The sequence below is a fragment of the Bacillus sp. NPDC057893 genome (assembly GCF_042796455.1).
Classification (GTDB): Bacteria; Bacillota; Bacilli; order Bacillales; family Bacillaceae_G; genus Bacillus_A.
Window position 1 is genome coordinate 1 of record NZ_JBHVNG010000018.1, and the last position, 20,054, is coordinate 20,054.

At 35.6% G+C, this 20,054-nt stretch carries 24 protein-coding genes and 1 rRNA gene; 24 read left to right on the plus strand and 1 reads right to left on the minus strand.

What is annotated here, in order from left to right; translation table 11 throughout:
* The 10 genes from rrf to rsmI all read left to right on the plus strand — a co-directional run.
* Positions 1–93, plus strand: a 5S ribosomal RNA gene (gene rrf, locus ACFVQC_RS28550); the annotation flags it as partial.
* Positions 94–292: 199 nt separating this feature from the next.
* Positions 293–472: a sigma factor G inhibitor Gin gene (locus tag ACFVQC_RS28555; RefSeq protein WP_002091596.1), complete on the plus strand. Its 180-nt coding sequence runs from the start codon at positions 293–295 to the stop codon at positions 470–472.
* Positions 473–551: 79 nt separating this feature from the next.
* Entirely contained in the window at positions 552–1,973 is a 1,422-nt protein-coding gene (locus ACFVQC_RS28560; protein ID WP_377894007.1) for an aminotransferase class I/II-fold pyridoxal phosphate-dependent enzyme, read from the plus strand.
* A gap of 1 nt (position 1,974) precedes the next feature.
* Positions 1,975–2,601 (plus strand): dTMP kinase, encoded by a 627-nt coding sequence (gene tmk, locus ACFVQC_RS28565; protein WP_002144550.1) that lies wholly within the window; start codon positions 1,975–1,977, stop codon positions 2,599–2,601.
* Between the two features lie 35 nt (positions 2,602–2,636).
* Positions 2,637–3,620 (plus strand): DNA polymerase III subunit delta', encoded by a 984-nt coding sequence (gene holB, locus ACFVQC_RS28570; RefSeq protein WP_002144548.1) that lies wholly within the window; start codon positions 2,637–2,639, stop codon positions 3,618–3,620.
* 5 nt (positions 3,621–3,625) lie between these two features.
* Positions 3,626–4,453 (plus strand): PSP1 domain-containing protein, encoded by an 828-nt coding sequence (locus ACFVQC_RS28575; protein WP_002144546.1) that lies wholly within the window; start codon positions 3,626–3,628, stop codon positions 4,451–4,453.
* Between the two features lie 14 nt (positions 4,454–4,467).
* Positions 4,468–4,818, plus strand: a complete 351-nt coding sequence (gene yabA, locus ACFVQC_RS28580) for a DNA replication initiation control protein YabA (RefSeq protein ID WP_002009639.1) — start codon at positions 4,468–4,470, stop codon at positions 4,816–4,818.
* Positions 4,819–4,938: 120 nt separating this feature from the next.
* Positions 4,939–5,679, plus strand: a complete 741-nt coding sequence (locus ACFVQC_RS28585; protein ID WP_016106811.1) for a tRNA1(Val) (adenine(37)-N6)-methyltransferase — start codon at positions 4,939–4,941, stop codon at positions 5,677–5,679.
* Positions 5,666–5,956, plus strand: coding sequence for a GIY-YIG nuclease family protein (locus tag ACFVQC_RS28590; RefSeq protein ID WP_002144543.1), 291 nt, complete (start codon positions 5,666–5,668; stop codon positions 5,954–5,956). Before ACFVQC_RS28585 ends, ACFVQC_RS28590 begins: the two co-directional genes overlap by 14 nt.
* On the plus strand, positions 5,925–6,800 hold the full coding sequence (gene rsmI / locus ACFVQC_RS28595; RefSeq protein ID WP_002144542.1) for a 16S rRNA (cytidine(1402)-2'-O)-methyltransferase: 876 nt from the start codon (positions 5,925–5,927) through the stop codon (positions 6,798–6,800). Before ACFVQC_RS28590 ends, rsmI begins: the two co-directional genes overlap by 32 nt.
* Positions 6,801–6,820: 20 nt before the next feature.
* Here the strand turns inward: rsmI and ACFVQC_RS28600 are convergent, their stop codons facing one another.
* Positions 6,821–7,105: a transition state genes transcriptional regulator AbrB gene (locus tag ACFVQC_RS28600; protein ID WP_002063374.1), complete on the minus strand. Its 285-nt coding sequence runs from the start codon at positions 7,103–7,105 to the stop codon at positions 6,821–6,823.
* A 368-nt stretch (positions 7,106–7,473) separates the two neighbouring features.
* Here ACFVQC_RS28600 and metG point away from each other — a divergent pair, with 368 nt between their 5' ends.
* The 14 genes from metG (at position 7,474) to pth (ending at position 20,049) form a co-directional block, all read left to right on the plus strand.
* On the plus strand, positions 7,474–9,456 hold the full coding sequence (gene metG / locus ACFVQC_RS28605; RefSeq protein ID WP_377894011.1) for a methionine--tRNA ligase: 1,983 nt from the start codon (positions 7,474–7,476) through the stop codon (positions 9,454–9,456).
* 165 nt (positions 9,457–9,621) lie between these two features.
* Entirely contained in the window at positions 9,622–10,389 is a 768-nt protein-coding gene (locus ACFVQC_RS28610; RefSeq protein ID WP_377899950.1) for a TatD family hydrolase, read from the plus strand.
* A 260-nt stretch (positions 10,390–10,649) separates the two neighbouring features.
* Entirely contained in the window at positions 10,650–11,207 is a 558-nt protein-coding gene (gene rnmV / locus ACFVQC_RS28615) for a ribonuclease M5 (protein ID WP_002107292.1), read from the plus strand.
* Positions 11,204–12,082 carry a 16S rRNA (adenine(1518)-N(6)/adenine(1519)-N(6))-dimethyltransferase RsmA gene (gene rsmA, locus ACFVQC_RS28620; protein WP_002091590.1) on the plus strand — a complete coding sequence of 293 codons (879 nt, stop codon included), beginning with the start codon at positions 11,204–11,206 and terminating at the stop codon, positions 12,080–12,082. The genes rnmV and rsmA overlap by 4 nt, the downstream gene beginning before the upstream one ends.
* A 110-nt stretch (positions 12,083–12,192) precedes the next feature.
* Positions 12,193–13,056, plus strand: a complete 864-nt coding sequence (yabG, locus tag ACFVQC_RS28625) for a sporulation peptidase YabG (protein WP_377894015.1) — start codon at positions 12,193–12,195, stop codon at positions 13,054–13,056.
* Positions 13,057–13,294: 238 nt separating this feature from the next.
* Positions 13,295–13,558, plus strand: a complete 264-nt coding sequence (veg, locus tag ACFVQC_RS28630) for a biofilm formation stimulator Veg (RefSeq protein WP_002107294.1) — start codon at positions 13,295–13,297, stop codon at positions 13,556–13,558.
* A gap of 91 nt (positions 13,559–13,649) precedes the next feature.
* Entirely contained in the window at positions 13,650–13,829 is a 180-nt protein-coding gene (gene sspF / locus ACFVQC_RS28635) for an acid-soluble spore protein SspF (protein ID WP_002094215.1), read from the plus strand.
* Positions 13,830–14,025: 196 nt separating this feature from the next.
* Positions 14,026–14,895, plus strand: coding sequence for a 4-(cytidine 5'-diphospho)-2-C-methyl-D-erythritol kinase (gene ispE, locus ACFVQC_RS28640; protein WP_157383855.1), 870 nt, complete (start codon positions 14,026–14,028; stop codon positions 14,893–14,895).
* Positions 14,896–14,949: 54 nt separating this feature from the next.
* On the plus strand, positions 14,950–15,798 hold the full coding sequence (gene purR / locus ACFVQC_RS28645; RefSeq protein ID WP_377894018.1) for a pur operon repressor: 849 nt from the start codon (positions 14,950–14,952) through the stop codon (positions 15,796–15,798).
* 123 nt (positions 15,799–15,921) lie between these two features.
* On the plus strand, positions 15,922–16,296 hold the full coding sequence (locus ACFVQC_RS28650) for a RidA family protein (protein ID WP_000869819.1): 375 nt from the start codon (positions 15,922–15,924) through the stop codon (positions 16,294–16,296).
* A 152-nt stretch (positions 16,297–16,448) separates the two neighbouring features.
* Positions 16,449–16,742: a septation regulator SpoVG gene (spoVG, locus tag ACFVQC_RS28655; RefSeq protein ID WP_000454042.1), complete on the plus strand. Its 294-nt coding sequence runs from the start codon at positions 16,449–16,451 to the stop codon at positions 16,740–16,742.
* A 322-nt stretch (positions 16,743–17,064) separates the two neighbouring features.
* Positions 17,065–18,444: a bifunctional UDP-N-acetylglucosamine diphosphorylase/glucosamine-1-phosphate N-acetyltransferase GlmU gene (gene glmU, locus ACFVQC_RS28660; protein WP_002091584.1), complete on the plus strand. Its 1,380-nt coding sequence runs from the start codon at positions 17,065–17,067 to the stop codon at positions 18,442–18,444.
* An 18-nt stretch (positions 18,445–18,462) separates the two neighbouring features.
* Entirely contained in the window at positions 18,463–19,416 is a 954-nt protein-coding gene (locus ACFVQC_RS28665) for a ribose-phosphate diphosphokinase (RefSeq protein WP_002091580.1), read from the plus strand.
* A 72-nt stretch (positions 19,417–19,488) separates the two neighbouring features.
* Entirely contained in the window at positions 19,489–20,049 is a 561-nt protein-coding gene (pth, locus tag ACFVQC_RS28670) for an aminoacyl-tRNA hydrolase (RefSeq protein WP_377894042.1), read from the plus strand.
* The last annotated feature ends 5 nt before the right edge of the window (positions 20,050–20,054 follow it).

Sequence of the window (20,054 nt, forward strand, 5' to 3'; positions counted from 1 at the left end):
CACACCCGTTCCCATACCGAACACGGAAGTTAAGCTCTCTAGCGCCGATGGTAGTTGGGACCTTGTCCCTGTGAGAGTAGGACGTCGCCAAGCAAGATAAAAACACAAGTCTTTTGACTTGTGTTTTTTTGTGTTTAAACAGTACACGAAAGAAGTAAAGGGAATACATAAGTAATACAAACACGTTGCCCAAGGGTAAATCATATTATATAAGAAATTGATGTATATTTTTCTGAAATTTGTTAAGGAATAGAGGTATATAATATGTTTATTTAAAAAGGGAGGAAAGATTATGAAATTACCAAGTGAAATTTGCATCGTTTGTGAGACAAAAAGAGGAGAAGGAATATATGTATATAATAATTTAATATGTTACGAGTGCGAAAGAAATTTGGTTAATACTGAGACAAATGACCCGAAGTATATACATTATTTAAAACAACTGCGAAAATTAGAAGTATCATATTTTTAAATAGGCATTATGCCTATTATTTTTTTTGCCCTAATATCTGTATAATAGATACAGAATGAATAATAAGGAAGAGATGTATATGAATCAAAATCGTATGCCTTTATATGAGGCGTTAATAGAATTTAAAGAAAGGCGACTACTATCTTTTCATGTTCCGGGTCATAAGAATGGTTTAAACTTCCCTCAGAAAGCTTCAGAGGGGTTTAAGGACATATTATCGATTGATGTAACAGAGTTAACAGGATTAGATGATTTACATAGTCCATTTGAATGTATAGATGAAGCACAGCAATTATTAGCTGAAGTATATGGCGTGCACAAAAGTTATTTTTTAATTAATGGTTCAACAGTTGGAAATTTAGCAATGATTTTGTCTTGCTGCGGCGAACATGATATTGTCCTCGTACAAAGAAATTGTCATAAATCAATCATTAATGGTTTGAAATTAGCAGGGGCTAATCCGGTCTTTTTAAACCCATGGATTGATGAAGTACATAACGTACCAGTAGGTGTTCATGATGACATTATTAAGGAGGCAATTACAAAGTATCCAAATGCAAAAGCACTTATTTTAACACATCCTAATTACTATGGTATGGGAATTGATTTAGAGGCAAGTATCGCTTACGCACATGCACATAAAATTCCTGTTCTAGTAGATGAAGCCCATGGGGCACATTTTTGTATAGGGGACCCCTTCCCGAAGTCAGCATTAGTTTATGGTGCGGATATTGTGGTTCATTCCGCACATAAAACATTACCTGCGATGACAATGGGATCTTATTTACATATAAATAGCGGTTTGGTGAGTGAAGAAAAAGTTTCCTCCTATTTAAGTATGCTACAATCTAGTAGCCCATCGTATCCAATTATGGCTTCTCTTGATATAGCACGTTTTGCAATAGCAGTTATAAAGGAAGAGGGTCATGATGAAATCATTGAGTTTTTACGCCGATTTAAAGAAGGATTGCGATCTATCCCACAAATAGCCATCTTGCAATATCCATCGCAAGATGAATTAAAGGTTACGGTGCAAACTCGCTGTCAGTTATCGGGGTATGAATTACAGTCTGTATTTGAAAAGGTCGGTATATATACGGAAATGGCAGATCCATATAACGTCCTATTTATATTACCGTTACAAGTAAATGAGGGTTATATGAAAGCTATAGAGATAATTCGAGTAGCTTTGCAGCAATATAAGGTAAAAGACAAGACAGCATCAATTCGGTATACTTATAAAGGGGAGATTTCCCCTTTACCGTATACGTATAAACAATTAGAGAGATACGAAACGAAGTTAGTATCTCTAGAAGAAGCCGTTGGTATGATAGCAGCAGAAATGGTGATTCCATATCCACCTGGAATTCCATTGATCATGTATGGAGAGAGGATTACTCAAGAACATACAAAGCAAATTACTCATTTAGAGAAAGCAGGGGCTCGTTTCCAAGGCAGTACGAAATATATGAACGTGTATGATATAGAAAGTAGGTTTTAGGATGAAGGGATTATTTGTAACAATTGAAGGGCCAGAAGGATCGGGTAAAACAACATTAATTAAAAGCTTATTACCGTACTTTGAGCAAAAGGAACAAAAGGTAATGGCAACGAGGGAACCAGGTGGTATTGCAATTTCTGAAGATATTAGGACAATTTTACATAAGCAGGAATATACGATGATGGAAGCACGTACAGAGGCTCTTTTATATGCTGCTGCACGTAGACAACATTTAGTGGAGAAAGTTATGCCAGCGCTTGAGGAAAACTATCTTGTACTATGTGATCGTTTTGTTGATAGCTCCTTAGCTTATCAAGGTTATGCAAGAGGATTAGGCGTAGATAAAGTATTCGAAATGAATCGCTTTGCAACTGAAGATTGTATGCCAGGTTTAACTATTTATTTAGATATTAAGCCAGAAGTTGGGTTAGCTCGAATTGCAAAAGATGCAGGCCGCGAGGTGAATCGACTAGATATGGAAGATATCTCTTTCCATAAACTTGTGCGTGAAGGCTATTTACAAGTTGTAGAACGCTTTTCAAATCGCATTGTACTAGTAAATGCTGATCAGCCAATGGAAAAACTTATAGAAGAAGTTGTTCAGATTATAGAAGATAAATTGTTATAATAGAAGGAAAGAATGAAATAAGTGAGGTATGCATTATGATGAAGACGTGGGAGCAGCTTTCTGCTATACAGCCCATTGGTGTCAAAATGTTGATGAATAGCATTGCAAAAGAGCGTATATCCCATGCTTACTTGTTAGAGGGAGGAAAAGGTACTGGGAAGTTCGCAACAGCAATTCAAATGGCAAAAAGTTTTCTCTGTTCACAAAGAAATGGTGTAGAGCCTTGTCATGTATGTACGAATTGTCGCCGAATTGATTCAGGTAACTACCCAAACTTACATATTGTAAAACCAGATGGATTATCTATTAAAAAGCAGCAAATTCATGATTTACAAGAAGAGTTTTCAAAAACAGGATTAGAAGCAAATAAAAAAGTATATATTATTGAGCATGCAGATCGTATGACAGCAAATGCAGCGAATACGCTCTTAAAGTTTTTAGAAGAACCAAGTAGTGATACAACAGCTATTTTACTTACTGAACAAAGTCATCAGATTTTAAATACAATCTTATCTCGTTGTCAAGTTGTTACGTTTAGGCCGTTGCTTACAGAATCTTTAATTAAGAGGTTAGAGGAAGAAGGTATTACAGTTTCTTTATCTACACTTGCTGCGCAGCTTACGAATAGTTTTGAAGAAGCTTTATTAATGTGTAATGATGAATGGTTTGCACAAGCGAGAGCTTTAGTGATAAAATTATGTGAAGCGCTCGAAAAAGATAAGGCCTCTATTTTTTTTGTACAAGAAAAATGGGGAAAGCACTTTGGAGAGAAAGAACAATTACAGCAAGGCTTAGATATGTTACTCCTTATTTATAAGGATTTATTATATGTTCAACTTGGAGAAGAAGATCGTCTTGTTTTTCATGAGCAGAAAGAGATGTTCGAATCCTTTTCTTATGCTCAGAAGCGCATTGTATCAGCTCTCTTTAATATATTAGAGGCAAAAAATAGAATCAACGCTAATGTAAATGCGCAGCTTGTGTTCGAACAGTTAGTGTTGCGGTTGCAGGAGGGATGACCGTTTTGTATGATGTAGTAGGTGTTCGCTTTAAGAAGGCCGGAAAGGTATATTACTTTGATCCAAATCAGTTCGATATCTCAGAAAATGAGTTTGTAATTGTAGAAACGGTAAGAGGTATTGAATATGGAAAAGTAGTTATTACCAAAAAGCAAGTTGATGAAAACGACGTTGTATTACCGCTTAAAAAAGTTATTCGTATTGCAAATGAAAATGATCGTACCATTGTTGAAGAGAATAGACATGCTGCGAAAGAAGCATATCAAGTTTGTCAACAAAAGGTAGGAGAACATAATCTTGATATGAAGCTTGTAGATGTAGAGTATACGTTCGATCGTAATAAGATTATTTTTTACTTTACTGCGGATGGACGGATTGATTTCCGGGAACTAGTGAAAGACTTAGCGGCAATTTTTAGGACAAGAATTGAGCTGAGACAGATTGGCGTTCGTGACGAAGCAAAAATGCTTGGTGGTATTGGTCCATGTGGTCGTATGCTTTGTTGTTCTACTTTTTTAGGAGATTTTGAACCTGTATCCATTAAAATGGCAAAGGATCAAAATTTATCATTAAACCCTGCAAAAATCTCTGGTTTATGTGGTCGCTTAATGTGTTGCTTAAAATATGAGAATGATGAATATGAGGCAGCAAAGGAACAACTTCCTGATTTAGATCAACGTATACAAACACCGCAAGGTACTGGCCGTGTTATCGGATTAAATATTTTAGAAAGATTAATTCAAGTGGAACTAGTAGACAAGGAACGGATAGTAGAATATACGTTAGATGAATTAATTAATAAAGGGGTCGTTTCGAGTCAAACCACAGATTAATGAGGTGGGTGCTTGTGGAGAAAAAGGATATTTTTGCATCGGTTTCTAGTATGGAAGAGCAAATTGGACATTTATACAAACAGTTGGGAGAATTAAAACAACATCTTGCAGAATTATTGGAAGAAAACCAACATATAAAAATGGAAAATGAAAATTTGCGACATCGTTTTGAAGAAGTGCAGAACAAGGAAAAACAAAAAACTCAAAAACGCAAAGAAATGAAGGCGAAGACAGATATTGGTGAAGGCTACGATAACCTAGCGAGACTATATCAAGAAGGTTTTCATATTTGTAATCTACATTATGGAAGTGTACGTAAAGAGGGAGATTGTTTATTCTGTCTGTCATTTTTAAATAAAAAGTGAGATTACCTTTCCAATATAATTGGAAAGGTAATTTTTTATACATGAGAGTAGAATGAAATTTATTTTTACATTAATAGAGGATGAAATAGGGTAGGTTAATTGTAAGAAAGGGAGCAATATATGAATTTATATGAAGATGAGCGTTTAGATTACTTATTAGCGCAAGATATGAAGATTGTACAAAGTCCATCAGTATTTAATTTTTCTTTGGATGCTGTTTTACTTGCAGATTTTGCTTGGGTGCCAATTCAAAAAGGTAATTTACTTGATTTGTGTACAGGTAACGCAGTTATCCCTCTTTTATTAAGTACAAGGACAAAAGGGAAAATTACAGGTGTAGAAATTCAAGAGCGCTTATATGATATGGGAATAAGAAGCGTTCAATATAATAATTTAGAAGAAAGAATTCATTTAATCCATGGAGATTTGAAAGATATGCCGGAGAAACTTGGACGTCATCAATATGATGTTGTAACATGTAATCCTCCTTATTTTCAAACACCACAAACTTCTGAGAAGAATATCAATGAACATTTAGCGATAGCTCGTCATGAAATTATGTGCACATTAGAGGATGTTGTATATGCAAGTAGCCAGTTAGTGAAACAAGGTGGGAAAGTAGCATTTGTACATCGTCCAGGTCGTTTGCTCGACATCGTCACATTAATGCGTAAATACAAAATCGAACCGAAACGTGTGCGATTTGTTTATCCTAAGGCTGGTAAAGAAGCGAATACATTGTTAATTGAAGGAATTAAGGATGGGAATGCAGATTTGAAAATCTTACCACCTCTTTTTGTATATGAAGAAAACAACGAATATACAAAGGAGCTTCGTTCAATTTTATATGGAGAAGAATAATCATTGTTTTTATGTGGTGGAGTGTTCTGATGGAAGTTATTATGCTGGATATACAAATCATATAGAAAAACGGATTCAGACCCATAATAGTGGGAAAGGTGCTAGATATACACGCGCTAGGCTTCCAGTTAGTTTAAAATATGTAGAGGGTCATGAGGATAAACGAACGGCTATGCAAGCTGAATATCACTTTAAACAGTTAACGAGGAAACAAAAAGAAGAATATATGCAAAAAGGAGAACGCTATGTGGCAGCAAAAAAGCTTTCAGCAAAATGAAAAGGGAGTTTTATATTTAGTACCGACTCCAATCGGAAATTTAGAGGATATGACATTTCGTGCAATCCGAATTTTAAAAGAGGCAGATCTTATTGCTGCGGAAGATACAAGGCAAACGAAGAAGCTTTGTAATTATTTTGAAATTGAAACACCAGTTATGAGTTATCATGAGCATAATAAAGGAGTAAGTGGACAGAAAATTTTAGATAAGTTAGAAGAAGGTAAGACTGTAGCCATTGTGAGCGATGCTGGTATGCCATGTATTTCAGATCCTGGTTATGATATCGTTGTAGAGGCTGTAGCAGAACAATATCATGTTATCCCGCTTCCTGGGGCAAATGCAGCTCTTACAGCATTAATTGCATCAGGACTTGAGACAAAACATTTTTATTTCTATGGTTTCCTGCAAAGAAATAAAAAGGGACGTAAGCTTGAATTAGAAAAACTACGCTATATTCCAACTACAATGATGTTTTACGAGGCACCGCATCGTTTAGATGACACTTTAATCTCTATGCAAGAAGTATTAGGAAATAGGGAAATCGTATTATGTCGTGAGCTAACGAAGAAATTTGAAGAGTTTATTCGTGGAACAATTGAAGAAGCGATTGAGTGGACGAAGCAAAATGAAGTTCGTGGTGAGTTTTGTATTTTAGTAGCGGGTTCAACAGAAGAACCTACTCAAGAAGAACAATGGTGGGAAGCCATTTCAGTATATAATCATATTGAACATTATATAAATGAAAAAGGTATGAATTCAAAAGAAGCGATAAAAACAGTCGCTAAAGACCGAGATTTGTCGAAACGAGACGTATATCAAATCTATCATGTTGATAAAAAATAAGCTTCTCATAATTGAGAAGCTTATTTTGCTGTTTCGATATAATCTTGAAGTTCGTTTAAGACCTGTTCAGCGCCTTCTTTGCTTAAGATAATTTTACCTTCAGCTAAAGATAGGTTACCATCAGATACTTCACCAGTTACTTGGCAAGTCATGTTTGGTTTATATTTTTTTAAGATGATTTTTTCTTCATCAACGTAGATTTCAAGAGCATCCTTTTCTGCAATACCTAAAGTACGGCGTAATTCGATTGGGATTACTACACGACCTAATTCATCAACTTTACGAACGATACCAGTAGATTTCATAATTATTTTCCTCCTAAATAAATAGTTTATAAGTTTCGAGTCTATTTTTTGATTCGTCATTTTTCGACAAAATACCCTATGGACATATGATACCAATCATTTACATTTCCGTCAATTCTTAAATTCTATATTTTAAAAAAAGATTTATAGATTTTTATACTTCTTATATATAATAGAATGTAAGTCATTTCTACAATTGTTTCGTATTATTTTTTTATAATGTTTATACTTTTCGGAAAAAATATTGTATATTTTTTTGAATATGAGTAATAGATGATAAAGATATCGAGCATTAACTCGTTTTTATATGTGAGTTTTTGATATACTGTTTATAAATACATATGAGGTTATTCGGGAGGTCCAAAACGATGAAAGAGGAAAATAAGTCCTTTTATATTACTACCCCAATTTATTATCCAAGTGGAAAGTTACACATTGGACATGCTTATACGACAGTAGCAGGAGATGCGATGGCACGATATAAGCGTATGCAAGGATATAATGTTCATTATTTAACAGGAACTGATGAGCATGGACAGAAGATCCAAAAGAAAGCAGAAGAACTAAATGTTACACCACAAGCATATGTGGATAACATTGTATCAGGGATTAAAGAACTTTGGGAGAAGATGGATATCTCTTATGATGATTTTATTCGTACAACTGAAGATCGTCATAAAGATGTTGTTGAGAAAATCTTCAAGCAGCTAGTAGATCAAGGCGATATTTATCTTGATGAATATGAAGGTTGGTATTCTGTACAAGATGAAACATTCTATACAGCGCATCAATTAATAGATCCAATTATGGAAGGTGACAAAGTAGTTGGTGGAAAAAGCCCAGATAGTGGTCATGCTGTAGAACTTGTTCGCGAAGAATCTTATTTCTTTAGAATGGGTAAATATGTAGACCGACTATTAAAGTTCTATGAAGATAACCCTCATTTCATTCAGCCGGAGTCCCGTAAAAATGAAATGATTAATAACTTCATTAAACCAGGATTAGAAGATTTAGCTGTTTCTCGTACTTCATTTGACTGGGGAGTTCGTGTTCCAGGTAACCCAAAACACGTTGTTTACGTATGGGTAGATGCGTTGTCTAATTACATTACTGCATTAGGATATGGAACAGAAAATGAAGAGAAGTATAAAAAATTCTGGCCAGCAGATGTCCATTTAGTTGGGAAAGAAATCGTTCGTTTCCATACAATTTATTGGCCAATTATTTTAATGGCTTTAGATTTACCACTTCCGAAGAAAGTCTTTGCTCATGGCTGGATTTTAATGAAGGATGGAAAAATGAGTAAGTCAAAAGGAAACGTAGTAGATCCAGTTACACTAATCGATCGTTACGGATTGGATGCATTGCGTTACTACTTACTTCGCGAAGTTCCATTTGGATCTGATGGAGTATTCACACCAGAAGGATTTGTTGAACGAATCAACTTTGATTTAGCGAATGATTTAGGGAACTTATTAAATCGTACAGTAGCTATGATTGATAAATACTTTAACGGGGAAATCCCTGCATTTAAAGCAAATGTAACTGAGTTCGATGAAACGCTAGTGACATTTGCCAAAGATACATTGAAAAAAGTAGAAGAGGCAATGGAGAATATGGAATTCTCTGTAGCGCTAAGTTCCATTTGGCAATTAGTTAGCCGTACGAACAAATATATTGATGAAACGCAGCCATGGGTATTAGCGAAGGATGAGAATGATCGTGAAAAACTTGCGTCTGTAATGGCCCACTTAGCTGAGGTACTTCGTCAAACGGGTATTATGCTTATGCCATTCCTAACAGTAGCACCAAGTAAGATGTTTGCTCAACTTGGACTTACTGAAGAGGCGCATAAATCTTGGGAAAGCCTATCTACAATTGGATGTATTCCAGCTGGAACAAAAGTAGAAAAAGGAAACCCTATTTTCCCTCGTTTGGAAATGGAAGTAGAAGTGGGGTATATTAAAGAACAAATGCAAGGTTCTGCTCCTAAAGTAGAAGAGAAAAAAGCAGAAGAACCAAAGGTAGAAGAAATTACAATTGATGATTTCTTTAAAGTAGAATTACGAGTAGCTGAAGTAATATCCGCTGAACCTGTGAAAAAAGCAGATAAGTTGTTAAAAATTCAGCTTGATTTAGGTACAGAGAAGCGTCAAGTGGTTTCTGGGATTGCTAAATTCTATTCCCCAGAAGAACTAAAAGGTCAAAAGGTTATTTGTGTAACGAATTTAAAACCTGTAAAATTACGTGGTGAATTATCACAAGGTATGATTTTAGCAGGTGAAGAGAATGGCGTATTGTCATTAGCATCAATTGATCAGAATTTACCAAATGGTACAAAAATCAAGTAATTGAGACAAGAAAAGGATGTTTCACGTGTAACATTGGTGAAGCATCTTTTTTCTTTTTACATCCCCTTTTTTTGCATTAAAATTGTAGTATTGTTATCGTTAAGTTAGAAAGAGTGTAGTTTTTCTATGAGAGAATTGATTTCAATATAAAAGGAGTTATTTATTATGTTGTTTGATACACATTCACATTTAAATGCAGAGCAATTTGAAGAAGATTTACAAGAAGTTATCGCGAGAATGAAAGAAGCGGGAGTTACATATACAGTTGTTGTTGGATTTGATGAAGTAACGATAAAGAAAGCAATTGAATTAGCAGAGGCTTATGATTTTATTTACGCTGCAGTTGGATGGCATCCCGTTGATGCAATCGACATGAATGAAGAACATTTAGCTTGGTTAGAAGAATTAGCTGCTCACCCTAAAGTAGTTGCAATTGGAGAAATGGGATTAGATTATCACTGGGATAAGTCTCCAAAAGAAATACAGAAGGAAGTATTCCGTAAACAAATTGCATTAGCAAAAAAGGTGAAATTACCGATTATTATACATAACCGTGATGCAACTCAAGATATTGTTGATATCCTAGAGGAAGAGAATGCAGCTGAAGTAGGAGGCATTATGCATTGCTTTAGCGGTAGTGTAGAAGTAGCGCAGCGATGTGTCGATATGAACTTTTTAATTTCATTAGGTGGGCCAGTAACATTTAAAAATGCCAAGAAACCGAAAGAAGTTGCTATGGAGATTCCGTTAGAAAAATTATTGTTAGAGACAGATTGTCCATATTTAACACCACATCCATTTCGAGGGAAACGAAATGAACCGAGTTATGTAAAACTGGTAGCAGAAGAAATTGCGAATTTAAAAGGAATTTCTTATGACGAAGTAGCACAAATAACAACAAAGAATGCCAAGGCCTTATTTGGTGTTGAATAAAAAAGAATGGGGAGTCCCATTCTTTTTTTGTTTTTTGAGAAGAGAGACAATAGAAATGATAAGAACCCACTATTTACTCATAACATAAGTGTAGAAATATTGCGGATAAATTAAGATAGAGATAGAAGTGTTACAATAAGGGGAGTGAACAAAGATTTTTCTCTTCTACTTTTTAAAATGTAAGATTAGGAAAATAATAATGGAAAAGTCGTCATTTTTTTGTTTTACTAAGTAGAGATGAAACGAGTGTGGAGGCAAGCATGAAAATTAAAGAGATTATCGTTGTAGAAGGTAAAGATGATACAGTTGCGATTAAACGTGCTGTTGATGGAGATACAATCGAAACGAACGGTTCAGCAATCGGTGATCATGTTATTGAGCAAGTTAAATTAGCGCAGCAAAAACGAGGCGTTATTATTTTCACAGATCCGGATTATCCTGGAGAGCGTATTCGAAAGATTATTTCTGACAAAGTTCCTGGATGTAAGCATGCTTTTTTACCGAAGGAAGAAGCACTTGCGAAAAGGAAGAAAGGCGTTGGAATCGAACATGCTTCTAATGAGTCGATTCGCCGTGCTTTAGAGAATATACATGAAGAAATGGAAGCTTACACAAGTGAAATTAGTTGGAGTGATCTAGTCGATGCGGGCTTAGTGGGCGGAGAAATGGCAAAGAGTCGCAGAGAAAGAGTGGGTAAGCTATTAAAGATTGGTTATACAAACGCAAAACAGTTACATAAACGTTTACAAATGTTTCAAGTTTCAAAGGAATCATTTGCAGAAGCTTATAAGCAAGTAATACAGGAGGAAAAAAAATGAAGGATATCGCAACACCAAATCGTACGAAAGACATTGTTGAAAAGTATGGATTTTCATTCAAAAAAAGTTTAGGACAAAATTTTTTAATTGATACAAATGTATTAAATCGTATCGTTGATCACGCAGAAATCGGTTCAGAAAGTGGCGCAATTGAAATTGGACCAGGTATCGGTGCGTTAACAGAGCAATTGGCGAAGCGTGCTAAAAAAGTAGTGGCTTTTGAAATTGATCAGAGATTATTACCAATTTTAGACGAGACGTTAGCTCCATATAGCAACGTTACAGTTATAAATAAAGATGTACTAAAAGCAGATGTACATGAAGTGTTTAGTGAGCAATTTGAAGAAGGGCAAGATGTAATGGTAGTAGCTAACTTACCATACTATATTACAACGCCAATCTTATTTAAATTGCTTGAAGAAAAATTACCGGTTCGTGGATTTGTTGTTATGATGCAAAAAGAAGTTGGGGATCGTTTAGCTGCTAAACCAGGAACGAAAGAGTATGGTTCTTTATCAATTGCCATTCAGTATTATACAGAGGTAGAAACAGTTATGACTGTACCGCGTACAGTGTTTGTGCCACAACCAAATGTTGATTCTGCGATTATCCGTCTTCTAAAGCGTCCTAAACCAGTTGTAGAAGTGACAGATGAAACTTTCTTCTTTGAAGTAGTACGAGCAAGTTTCGCACAGCGTCGTAAAACTTTAATGAATAATTTATCAAATAATTTAAATGGTTTCCCGAAAGATAAAGAGCTGTTGGATCGAATTTTAACAGAAGTAGGAATTGATCCGAAGCGAAGAGGCGAAACGCTATCTATCGAAGAGTTTGCAACATTAAGTAATGCATTAATTCTTCATAAATTGTCATAAGAATATGAAAGGGACAGTTCAACTTGAACTGTCCCTTTTGTCACCTTTCCTTTCCTAAATTCATACTTTAAAAACAGGTAAGATGGCCTAACGAGTTTGGAGGTAGGAGAATGGCTTTACATGTTGGAGAATTAGTTGAACGATATTCTTATAATAGGGATATTCTTTTTCGTATTATAGAAATAAAAGGCGAGATAGCAATATTATTTGGAGAGGAAATTAGACTTGTGGCGGATGCACCACTTGCAGATTTAGTTAGTATAGATCAACGAGAACATAAAAATAGAGTGAAGCGTGCAAAAGAAACGATGGAGCGTACTTACCGGTTGTTTCAGCAAGATTACGTGTTGATGAAACAAAGACATGAACATAATTCAACTGGTGGATATACAAGTGAAGTGAATTATTTTCAAATGCCAGGGCGTGTATTGCATATAGATGGAGATCCTTTATATTTGCGCAAGTGCTTAGATTTATATAATAAAATAGGCGTTCCTGTTCAAGGTATTCATTGTAAGGAAACGGAGATGCATGAAAAGGTAGTAGACTTAATAGATCATTTTCGCCCAGACATTTTAGTTATTACAGGACATGATGCATATACAAAGTCAAAAGGGGTTATGGGAGATTTAGCAGCATATAGGCATTCTAGACATTTTGTACAGGCTGTTCGAGAAGTACGGAAAAAGTATCCATCATTAGATCAACTCGTTATTTTTGCTGGGGCTTGTCAATCACACTTTGAGGCGTTGATTCGAGCAGGTGCTAATTTTGCTAGTTCACCGTCTAGAATTAATATTCATGCTCTAGATCCGGTATATGTAGTTGGCAAAGTTAGTTTCACCTCATTTATGGAAAGAGTCAATGTATGGGACGTTGTGCGTAATACAATTACTGGTGAAAAGGGACTAGGCGGAATTGAAACAAGAGGGATTTTACGAACGGGATTACCCTTTCAACATTATGATGAATGAGCAAGGTACATACGTATCTTGCTTTTTTATGTGGAAATGATTTAAATGAATCTGGATAAAAAGCGACAAGAATGTGCAGACTATACAATGATACTTGTACAATATAGCATTTCTTCTATCTATTCGAACGCATGATGCTTTTATAATGATATTGTCTGTAAATTGCGGTTAATAATTGGGAGAGATATATCGTGTTTTAAGTGTTCAATCTAAATTACAGCGAGGTGTAGCAAGGTATATGTCAAAACGTTTAGATGAAATTAAAAGCGAATTAGATCACCATCTTGGACAACGACTTGTGTTAAAGGCGAATAGCGGAAGAAGAAAAACTGTGGAGCAATCGGGTGTACTTGCAGAAACGTATCGTTCTGTGTTTGTTGTCCAGTTAGATCAGCAAGAAGATGCATTGCAACGTGTATCTTATAGTTATGCAGATGTTTTAACAGAGACAGTAGAGTTAACATTTTACGATGAACCTCATAATGAAGCATTTTATAATTAATGTGTTACTTGTTACATATATTCCCACAAATGAAAAGCTATATTATTTTGCATACTAATTATACCGTAGCAAAATAAGGAGGGACTCTGCATTGAGTAGACGAAGAGGAGTCATGTCAAATCAATTTAAAGAAGAGCTTGCAAAAGAGCTTGGCTTTTATGATGTTGTTCAGAAAGAAGGATGGGGCGGAATTCGTGCGAAAGATGCTGGTAATATGGTAAAACGTGCTATAGAAATTGCAGAACAGCAATTAATGAAACGAAACCAGTAGTTGTAAGATACTTTCTATGCTACGGTAGCCGAGGAGAGATTCCTCGGCTTTTTGCACGCTAAAAGGTGCCATCATTTGACATAAGTAGTTTCATTCTGAATGCTTTTCGTTATAATTAGGGAAGTTTCATCGTCTTACTATAAATTTATGGTAAAATAAACGATAAAAGATTGAGTACATAGAGTGGGTGAATAGATTGAAGCTACTAGTGAAAGCACCAGCAAAGATTAATCTGTCGTTAGATGTACTGGGAAAAAGACAAGATGGATATCATGAAGTGAAAATGATTATGACAACAATCGACTTAGCAGATCGTTTAGAGCTAATGGAATTAGCAGAAGACCGTATTGAAATTTTGTCCCATAATCGGTATGTCCCAGACGACCAACGCAATTTAGCTTATCAAGCAGCAAAATTATTAAAAGAGAAGTTTAATGTAAAAAAAGGTGTATCTATTACTATTGAAAAAACGATTCCAGTAGCCGCTGGATTAGCAGGTGGAAGTAGTGATGCAGCAGCGACATTACGTGGCCTTAATAAGTTATGGAATTTAGGGCTGACAATTGAGGAATTAGCAGAGCTTGGCGCAGAAATTGGGTCAGATGTATCTTTCTGTGTATATGGCGGAACTGCAGTTGCCACTGGAAGAGGAGAAAAAATTGAACATATAAAAACTCCACCTTCTTGTTGGGTTATTTTAGCAAAGCCTCATATTGGTGTATCTACTGCTGACGTATACGGAAATTTAAAATTAAATCGTGTTACACATCCAAATGTAGATAAAATGGTTGAAGTCATTAATGACGGGGACTATAAAGGAATTTGTGATACTGTTGGTAACGTTTTAGAAGATGTGACGTTTGTGATGCATCCTGAGGTTGCACGTATTAAAGCACAGATGAAACGCTTCGGTGCAGATGCCGTATTAATGAGTGGAAGTGGTCCAACTGTATTTGGTCTTGTACACCATGATTCGCGAATGCATCGTATATATAACGGATTAAAGGGATTTTGCGAACAAGTATATGCAGTTCGTTTATTAGGAGAGCGAGAAACACTTGAATAAAGACGTATAATACGGTATGATTTGTTTAGAATATTCGTGATTTGAGGTGAGAGTGTGAAAATTAGACGAAGTACAAGATTGGTTGATCTGACTTATTACTTGTTACAAAATCCTCGTCAGCTAGTTTCTCTCACTTTTTTTGCTGAAAGGTATCAATCGGCTAAATCTTCCATTAGTGAAGATTTAGTTATTATTAAGCAAACGTTTGAACAACAAGGAGTCGGCACATTGCAAACGGTACCAGGAGCAGCAGGAGGAGTGAAATATATTCCATATATAAGTGAAGAGGAGGCAAATCTGATTATTAATGAGCTTTGTAGCTTATTTGAAAATCCGGATCGTATTTTGCCAGGTGGTTATTTATATATGACGGATCTTTTAAGTAATCCTCGTCAAATTAATGGCGCGGGTCGTTTGTTCGCTTCGGTTTTTGCTAGGCAATCAATTGACGCAGTTATGACGGTAGCGACAAAAGGAATTCCACTTGCTTATGCAGTGGCGAACTACTTAGATGTACCGGTAGTAATTGCGAGAAAAGATAATAAGGTAACAGAAGGACCCACTGTTAGTATTAACTATGTATCAGGTTCCTCTAAGCGAATCCAAACGATGACTTTAGCAAAGCGTAGCCTTCCAGAAGGATCCAATGTTTTAATTATTGATGACTTTATGAAAGCTGGCGGAACCATTCAAGGCATGATGAGCATGCTAGAAGAGTTTAAAGCTAATGTTGTTGGAATTGGCGTATTAGTAGAGTCTACGGATATTGAAGAAAGACTTATTAATAACTTTGTATCATTAATTCGTCTGTCAGAAGTTGATGTGAAAGAAAAAGCGATTCAAGTGGAAAAGGGAAATTATTCACTTGCACCATTTGATAAAGGGCTTGTAGAGGCTGAGTAAAAAGGTAAAGCAGATAGCTTTACCTTTTTTTATTCCTATTTATAAATTACAAAATAGATGGACAAACTGCCTTTGGTACACTATTTTTAAAGAGTAAAAATAAATAATAAAAGGGTGAAAAGTATGAAAGTTGTTCAAACAAGCAAAGCACCACAGGCAATCGGACCATATTCACAAGGGATTATTGTAAATAATATGTTCTATAGTTCAGGACAAATTCCGTTAACGGCAAGTGGAGAACTTGTAACAGGAGATGTAACAGTACAAACAGAGCAAGTATTTGAAAATTTACAAGCGGTATTAGCAGAAGCAGGTGCTTCATTTGATACAGTGGTAAAAACAACAGTATTCTTAAAGGATATGGATGATTTTAATGCTGTTAATGAAGTATACGGTTCTTATTTCTCTACTCATAAACCAGCGCGTTCTTGTGTACAAGTAGCAAAATTACCGAAAGATGTTTCTGTTGAAATCGAAGTAATTGCCCTAGTTAAGTAACTCTTTGTAAGCGATAACCTCTACTAATCCTTATATTCAACTTTTTTAAAAATTTTTATCTTAAAAATTTTTAAAAAATTAAAGGGAAAATAGAAAATTTGTGGAATTTATACAAATATATCGCTTATTTAGAAAAGGGTGGTGAACACAAGATGGAAGTGACTGACGTAAGATTACGCCGCGTAAACACAGAAGGCCGCATGAGAGCAATTGCCTCTATTACTCTAGACCATGAATTTGTTGTTCATGATATTCGTGTAATTGATGGTAATAATGGATTATTTGTAGCAATGCCAAGTAAACGTACTCCAGATGGAGAATTCCGTGACATTGCACATCCAATTAATTCTAATACACGCTCTAAAATTCAAGATGCGGTTTTAACAGAGTATCACCGTTTAGGCGAGTTAGAAGAGGTTGAGTTTGAAGAAGCAGGCGCTTCGTAAAATTCGAATGAAAAGGGCTTTTGAAAGAAAGCCTTATAATTTTGTAGCAAACTCCTGTAAGCATTTACAGGAGTTTGTTTTTTTTGATTTCATATAATTTGTATTCGTAAAATTCGAAATCCATTTAGAAAAAGAGAAGAAACTTCTAATTTTTTGAAAATCATTTTAAATAGTATAGCTTATTTCTTAAAAAAGATACTAAAGAGTAAAACATCGTATAAGAATTATGGTAAAATTTAATAGTTAAAATGTGTTTCTTGAAATATATGATGATTTAGGATAATATCGTTAATGGATAAATAGGTTGCGATGGAGGGTCTATATGTCAAACAGATTTGCAGTGATTCTAGCTGCAGGTAAAGGCACACGTATGAAGTCCAAGCTATACAAAGTGCTGCATCCTGTATGTGGAAAACCAATGGTACAACATGTAGTCAATGAAGTATCTCAATTAGGATTGCAGAAACTTGTAACAGTCGTTGGACATGGTGCTGAAAAGGTACAAGAACAGCTAGGAAACGTAAGTGAGTTTGCATTACAAGCAGAACAACTTGGTACAGCTCATGCTGTCGATCAAGCTGCAAGTGTACTTGCAAATGAAGAAGGAACAACTTTAGTTATTTGTGGTGATACACCTCTAATAACTGCTGAAACGATGGAAGCATTGCTTCAGCAACACGAAGAAGCGGGAGCAATGGCGACGGTACTAACAGCGTACATAGAAGAGCCTGCTGGATATGGCCGTATCGTTCGTAATGAGAATGGTCATGTTGAAAAGATTGTTGAGCATAAGGATGCAAATGAAAAAGAATTAGCTATTAAAGAAATTAATACAGGTACGTATTGTTTTGATAATAAAGCTTTATTTGCTTCACTTTCTAAAGTTTCAAATGATAATGTACAGGGCGAATATTACCTTCCGGACGTTATTGAAATTTTAAAGAATGAAGGTCATATTGTATCAGCTTATCAAACAGAGCACTTCGATGAAACGTTAGGTGTTAACGACAGAGTCGCTCTATCGCAAGCGGAAATTATTATGAAAAATCGTATCAACCGAAAGAACATGGTAAATGGTGTTACAATTATTGATCCAAGTAACACATACATTTCTGCGGATGCAATTATTGGTAGTGATACAGTTCTTCACCCAGGAACGGTTATTGAGGGTAACACTGTAATTGGTTCTGATTGTGAAATTGGACCGCATACAGTAATTCGCGATAGTGAAATTGGAGATCGTACGGTAATTCGTCAATCTACTGTACATGACAGCAAACTTGGTACAGAAGTATCGGTTGGTCCATTTGCACATATTCGTCCAGATTCAGTTATTGGAGATGAAGTGCGCGTTGGAAACTTCGTAGAAATCAAAAAAACTGTTTTTGGTAATAGAAGTAAAGCTTCACACTTAAGTTATATCGGGGATGCACAAGTTGGAGAAGACGTGAATCTTGGTTGTGGTTCAATTACGGTGAACTACGATGGCAAGAATAAGTTTAAAACTGTAATTGGTAACGGGGTATTTATTGGATGTAATTCAAACCTTGTTGCTCCTGTAACAGTTGAAGATGGTGCTTATGTGGCAGCAGGCTCTACAATAACAGAGAATGTTCCATCAAAAGCATTATCAGTAGCACGTGCACGTCAAGTTAACAAAGAAGACTATGTTGATCAATTGCTGAATAAGAAAAAATCATAATGTGGAGGGTTAATCTAGATGTCGACTCAATATCTAAATTCTAATTTGAAAGTATTCTCTTTAAACTCTAATAAGGAACTTGCTGAGCAAATCGCAAAGCATATTGGAGTAGGACTAGGAAAATGTTCTGTTGATCGTTTTAGTGATGGAGAAGTTCAAATTAACATTGAAGAAAGTATCCGTGGTTGCGATGTATTCATTATTCAATCTACAAGCTTCCCAGTAAACGAACATATCATGGAATTACTTATTATGATTGATGCATTGAAACGTGCATCTGCAAAAACAATTAATATTGTTATTCCTTACTATGGTTATGCGCGTCAAGACCGTAAAGCGCGTTCTCGTGAACCAATTACATCGAAACTTGTAGCAAACTTGCTTGAAACAGCAGGTGCAACTCGTGTAATCACTCTAGATTTACATGCTCCACAAATTCAAGGATTCTTTGATATCCCGATCGACCACTTAATGGGTGTACCGATTCTTTCAGATTACTTTGAAGCAAAAGGCCTTAAAGATATCGTAATCGTATCTCCTGATCACGGTGGTGTAACGCGTGCTAGAAAAATGGCGGATCGCCTAAAAGCGCCAATCGCTATTATTGATAAGCGTCGTCCTCGTCCGAATGTATCGGAGGTAATGAACATTATCGGTAACATCGAAGGCAAAACAGCAATTTTAATTGATGACATCATTGATACAGCTGGTACAATTACATTAGCGGCAAACGCTCTTGTTGAGAACGGTGCTTCTGAAGTATATGCTTGCTGTACACACCCAGTATTATCTGGCCCAGCAATTGAGCGTATTCAAAATTCGAATATTAAAGAGTTAGTTGTAACGAACTCTATTGTATTACCAGAAGAGAAGAAAATTGATAAAGTACATGAACTTTCAGTTGCTCCATTAATCGGAGAAGCAATCATTCGTGTATACGAAGAAGAATCTGTAAGTGTATTATTCAATTAATTGGATAGAATGAGACGTAACCAAGCTTGGTTACGTCTTTTCGTATCGAAAAAAGAAAGTAGTGGTACAAGAATGAAATTAATAGTAGGACTTGGGAACCCAGGTAGAGAATATGAATTAACAAGGCATAATATTGGATTTATGGCGATCGATGAACTTGCAAAGCGTTGGAGTATTTCTTTGAATGAACAAAAGTTTAAAGGAGTATTTGGCGCTGGCTTTGTTAATGGGGAAAAAGTAATCTTACTAAAGCCACTTACATATATGAATTTATCTGGGGAAAGTATCCGTCCGCTCATGGATTATTATAAAATTGATGTTGAGGACTTCATTGTTATGTACGATGATTTAGATATTCCTGTAGGTAAGTTACGCCTTCGCATGAAAGGTAGTGCGGGTGGACATAATGGTGTGAAATCAACAATTTCACATTTAGGGACACAAGAATTTCAACGTATCCGTATGGGAATCGATCGTCCGAAAAATGGGATGAAAGTAGTGGATTACGTATTAGGACGTTTTACATCTGAAGAAATATCTGGCGTTAATCAATCCATTGAAAATGCAGCGAATGCATGTGAGGAATGGTTAAATAAACCTTTTCTCCAAATCATGAATACTTTTAATAGTTAAGCGCA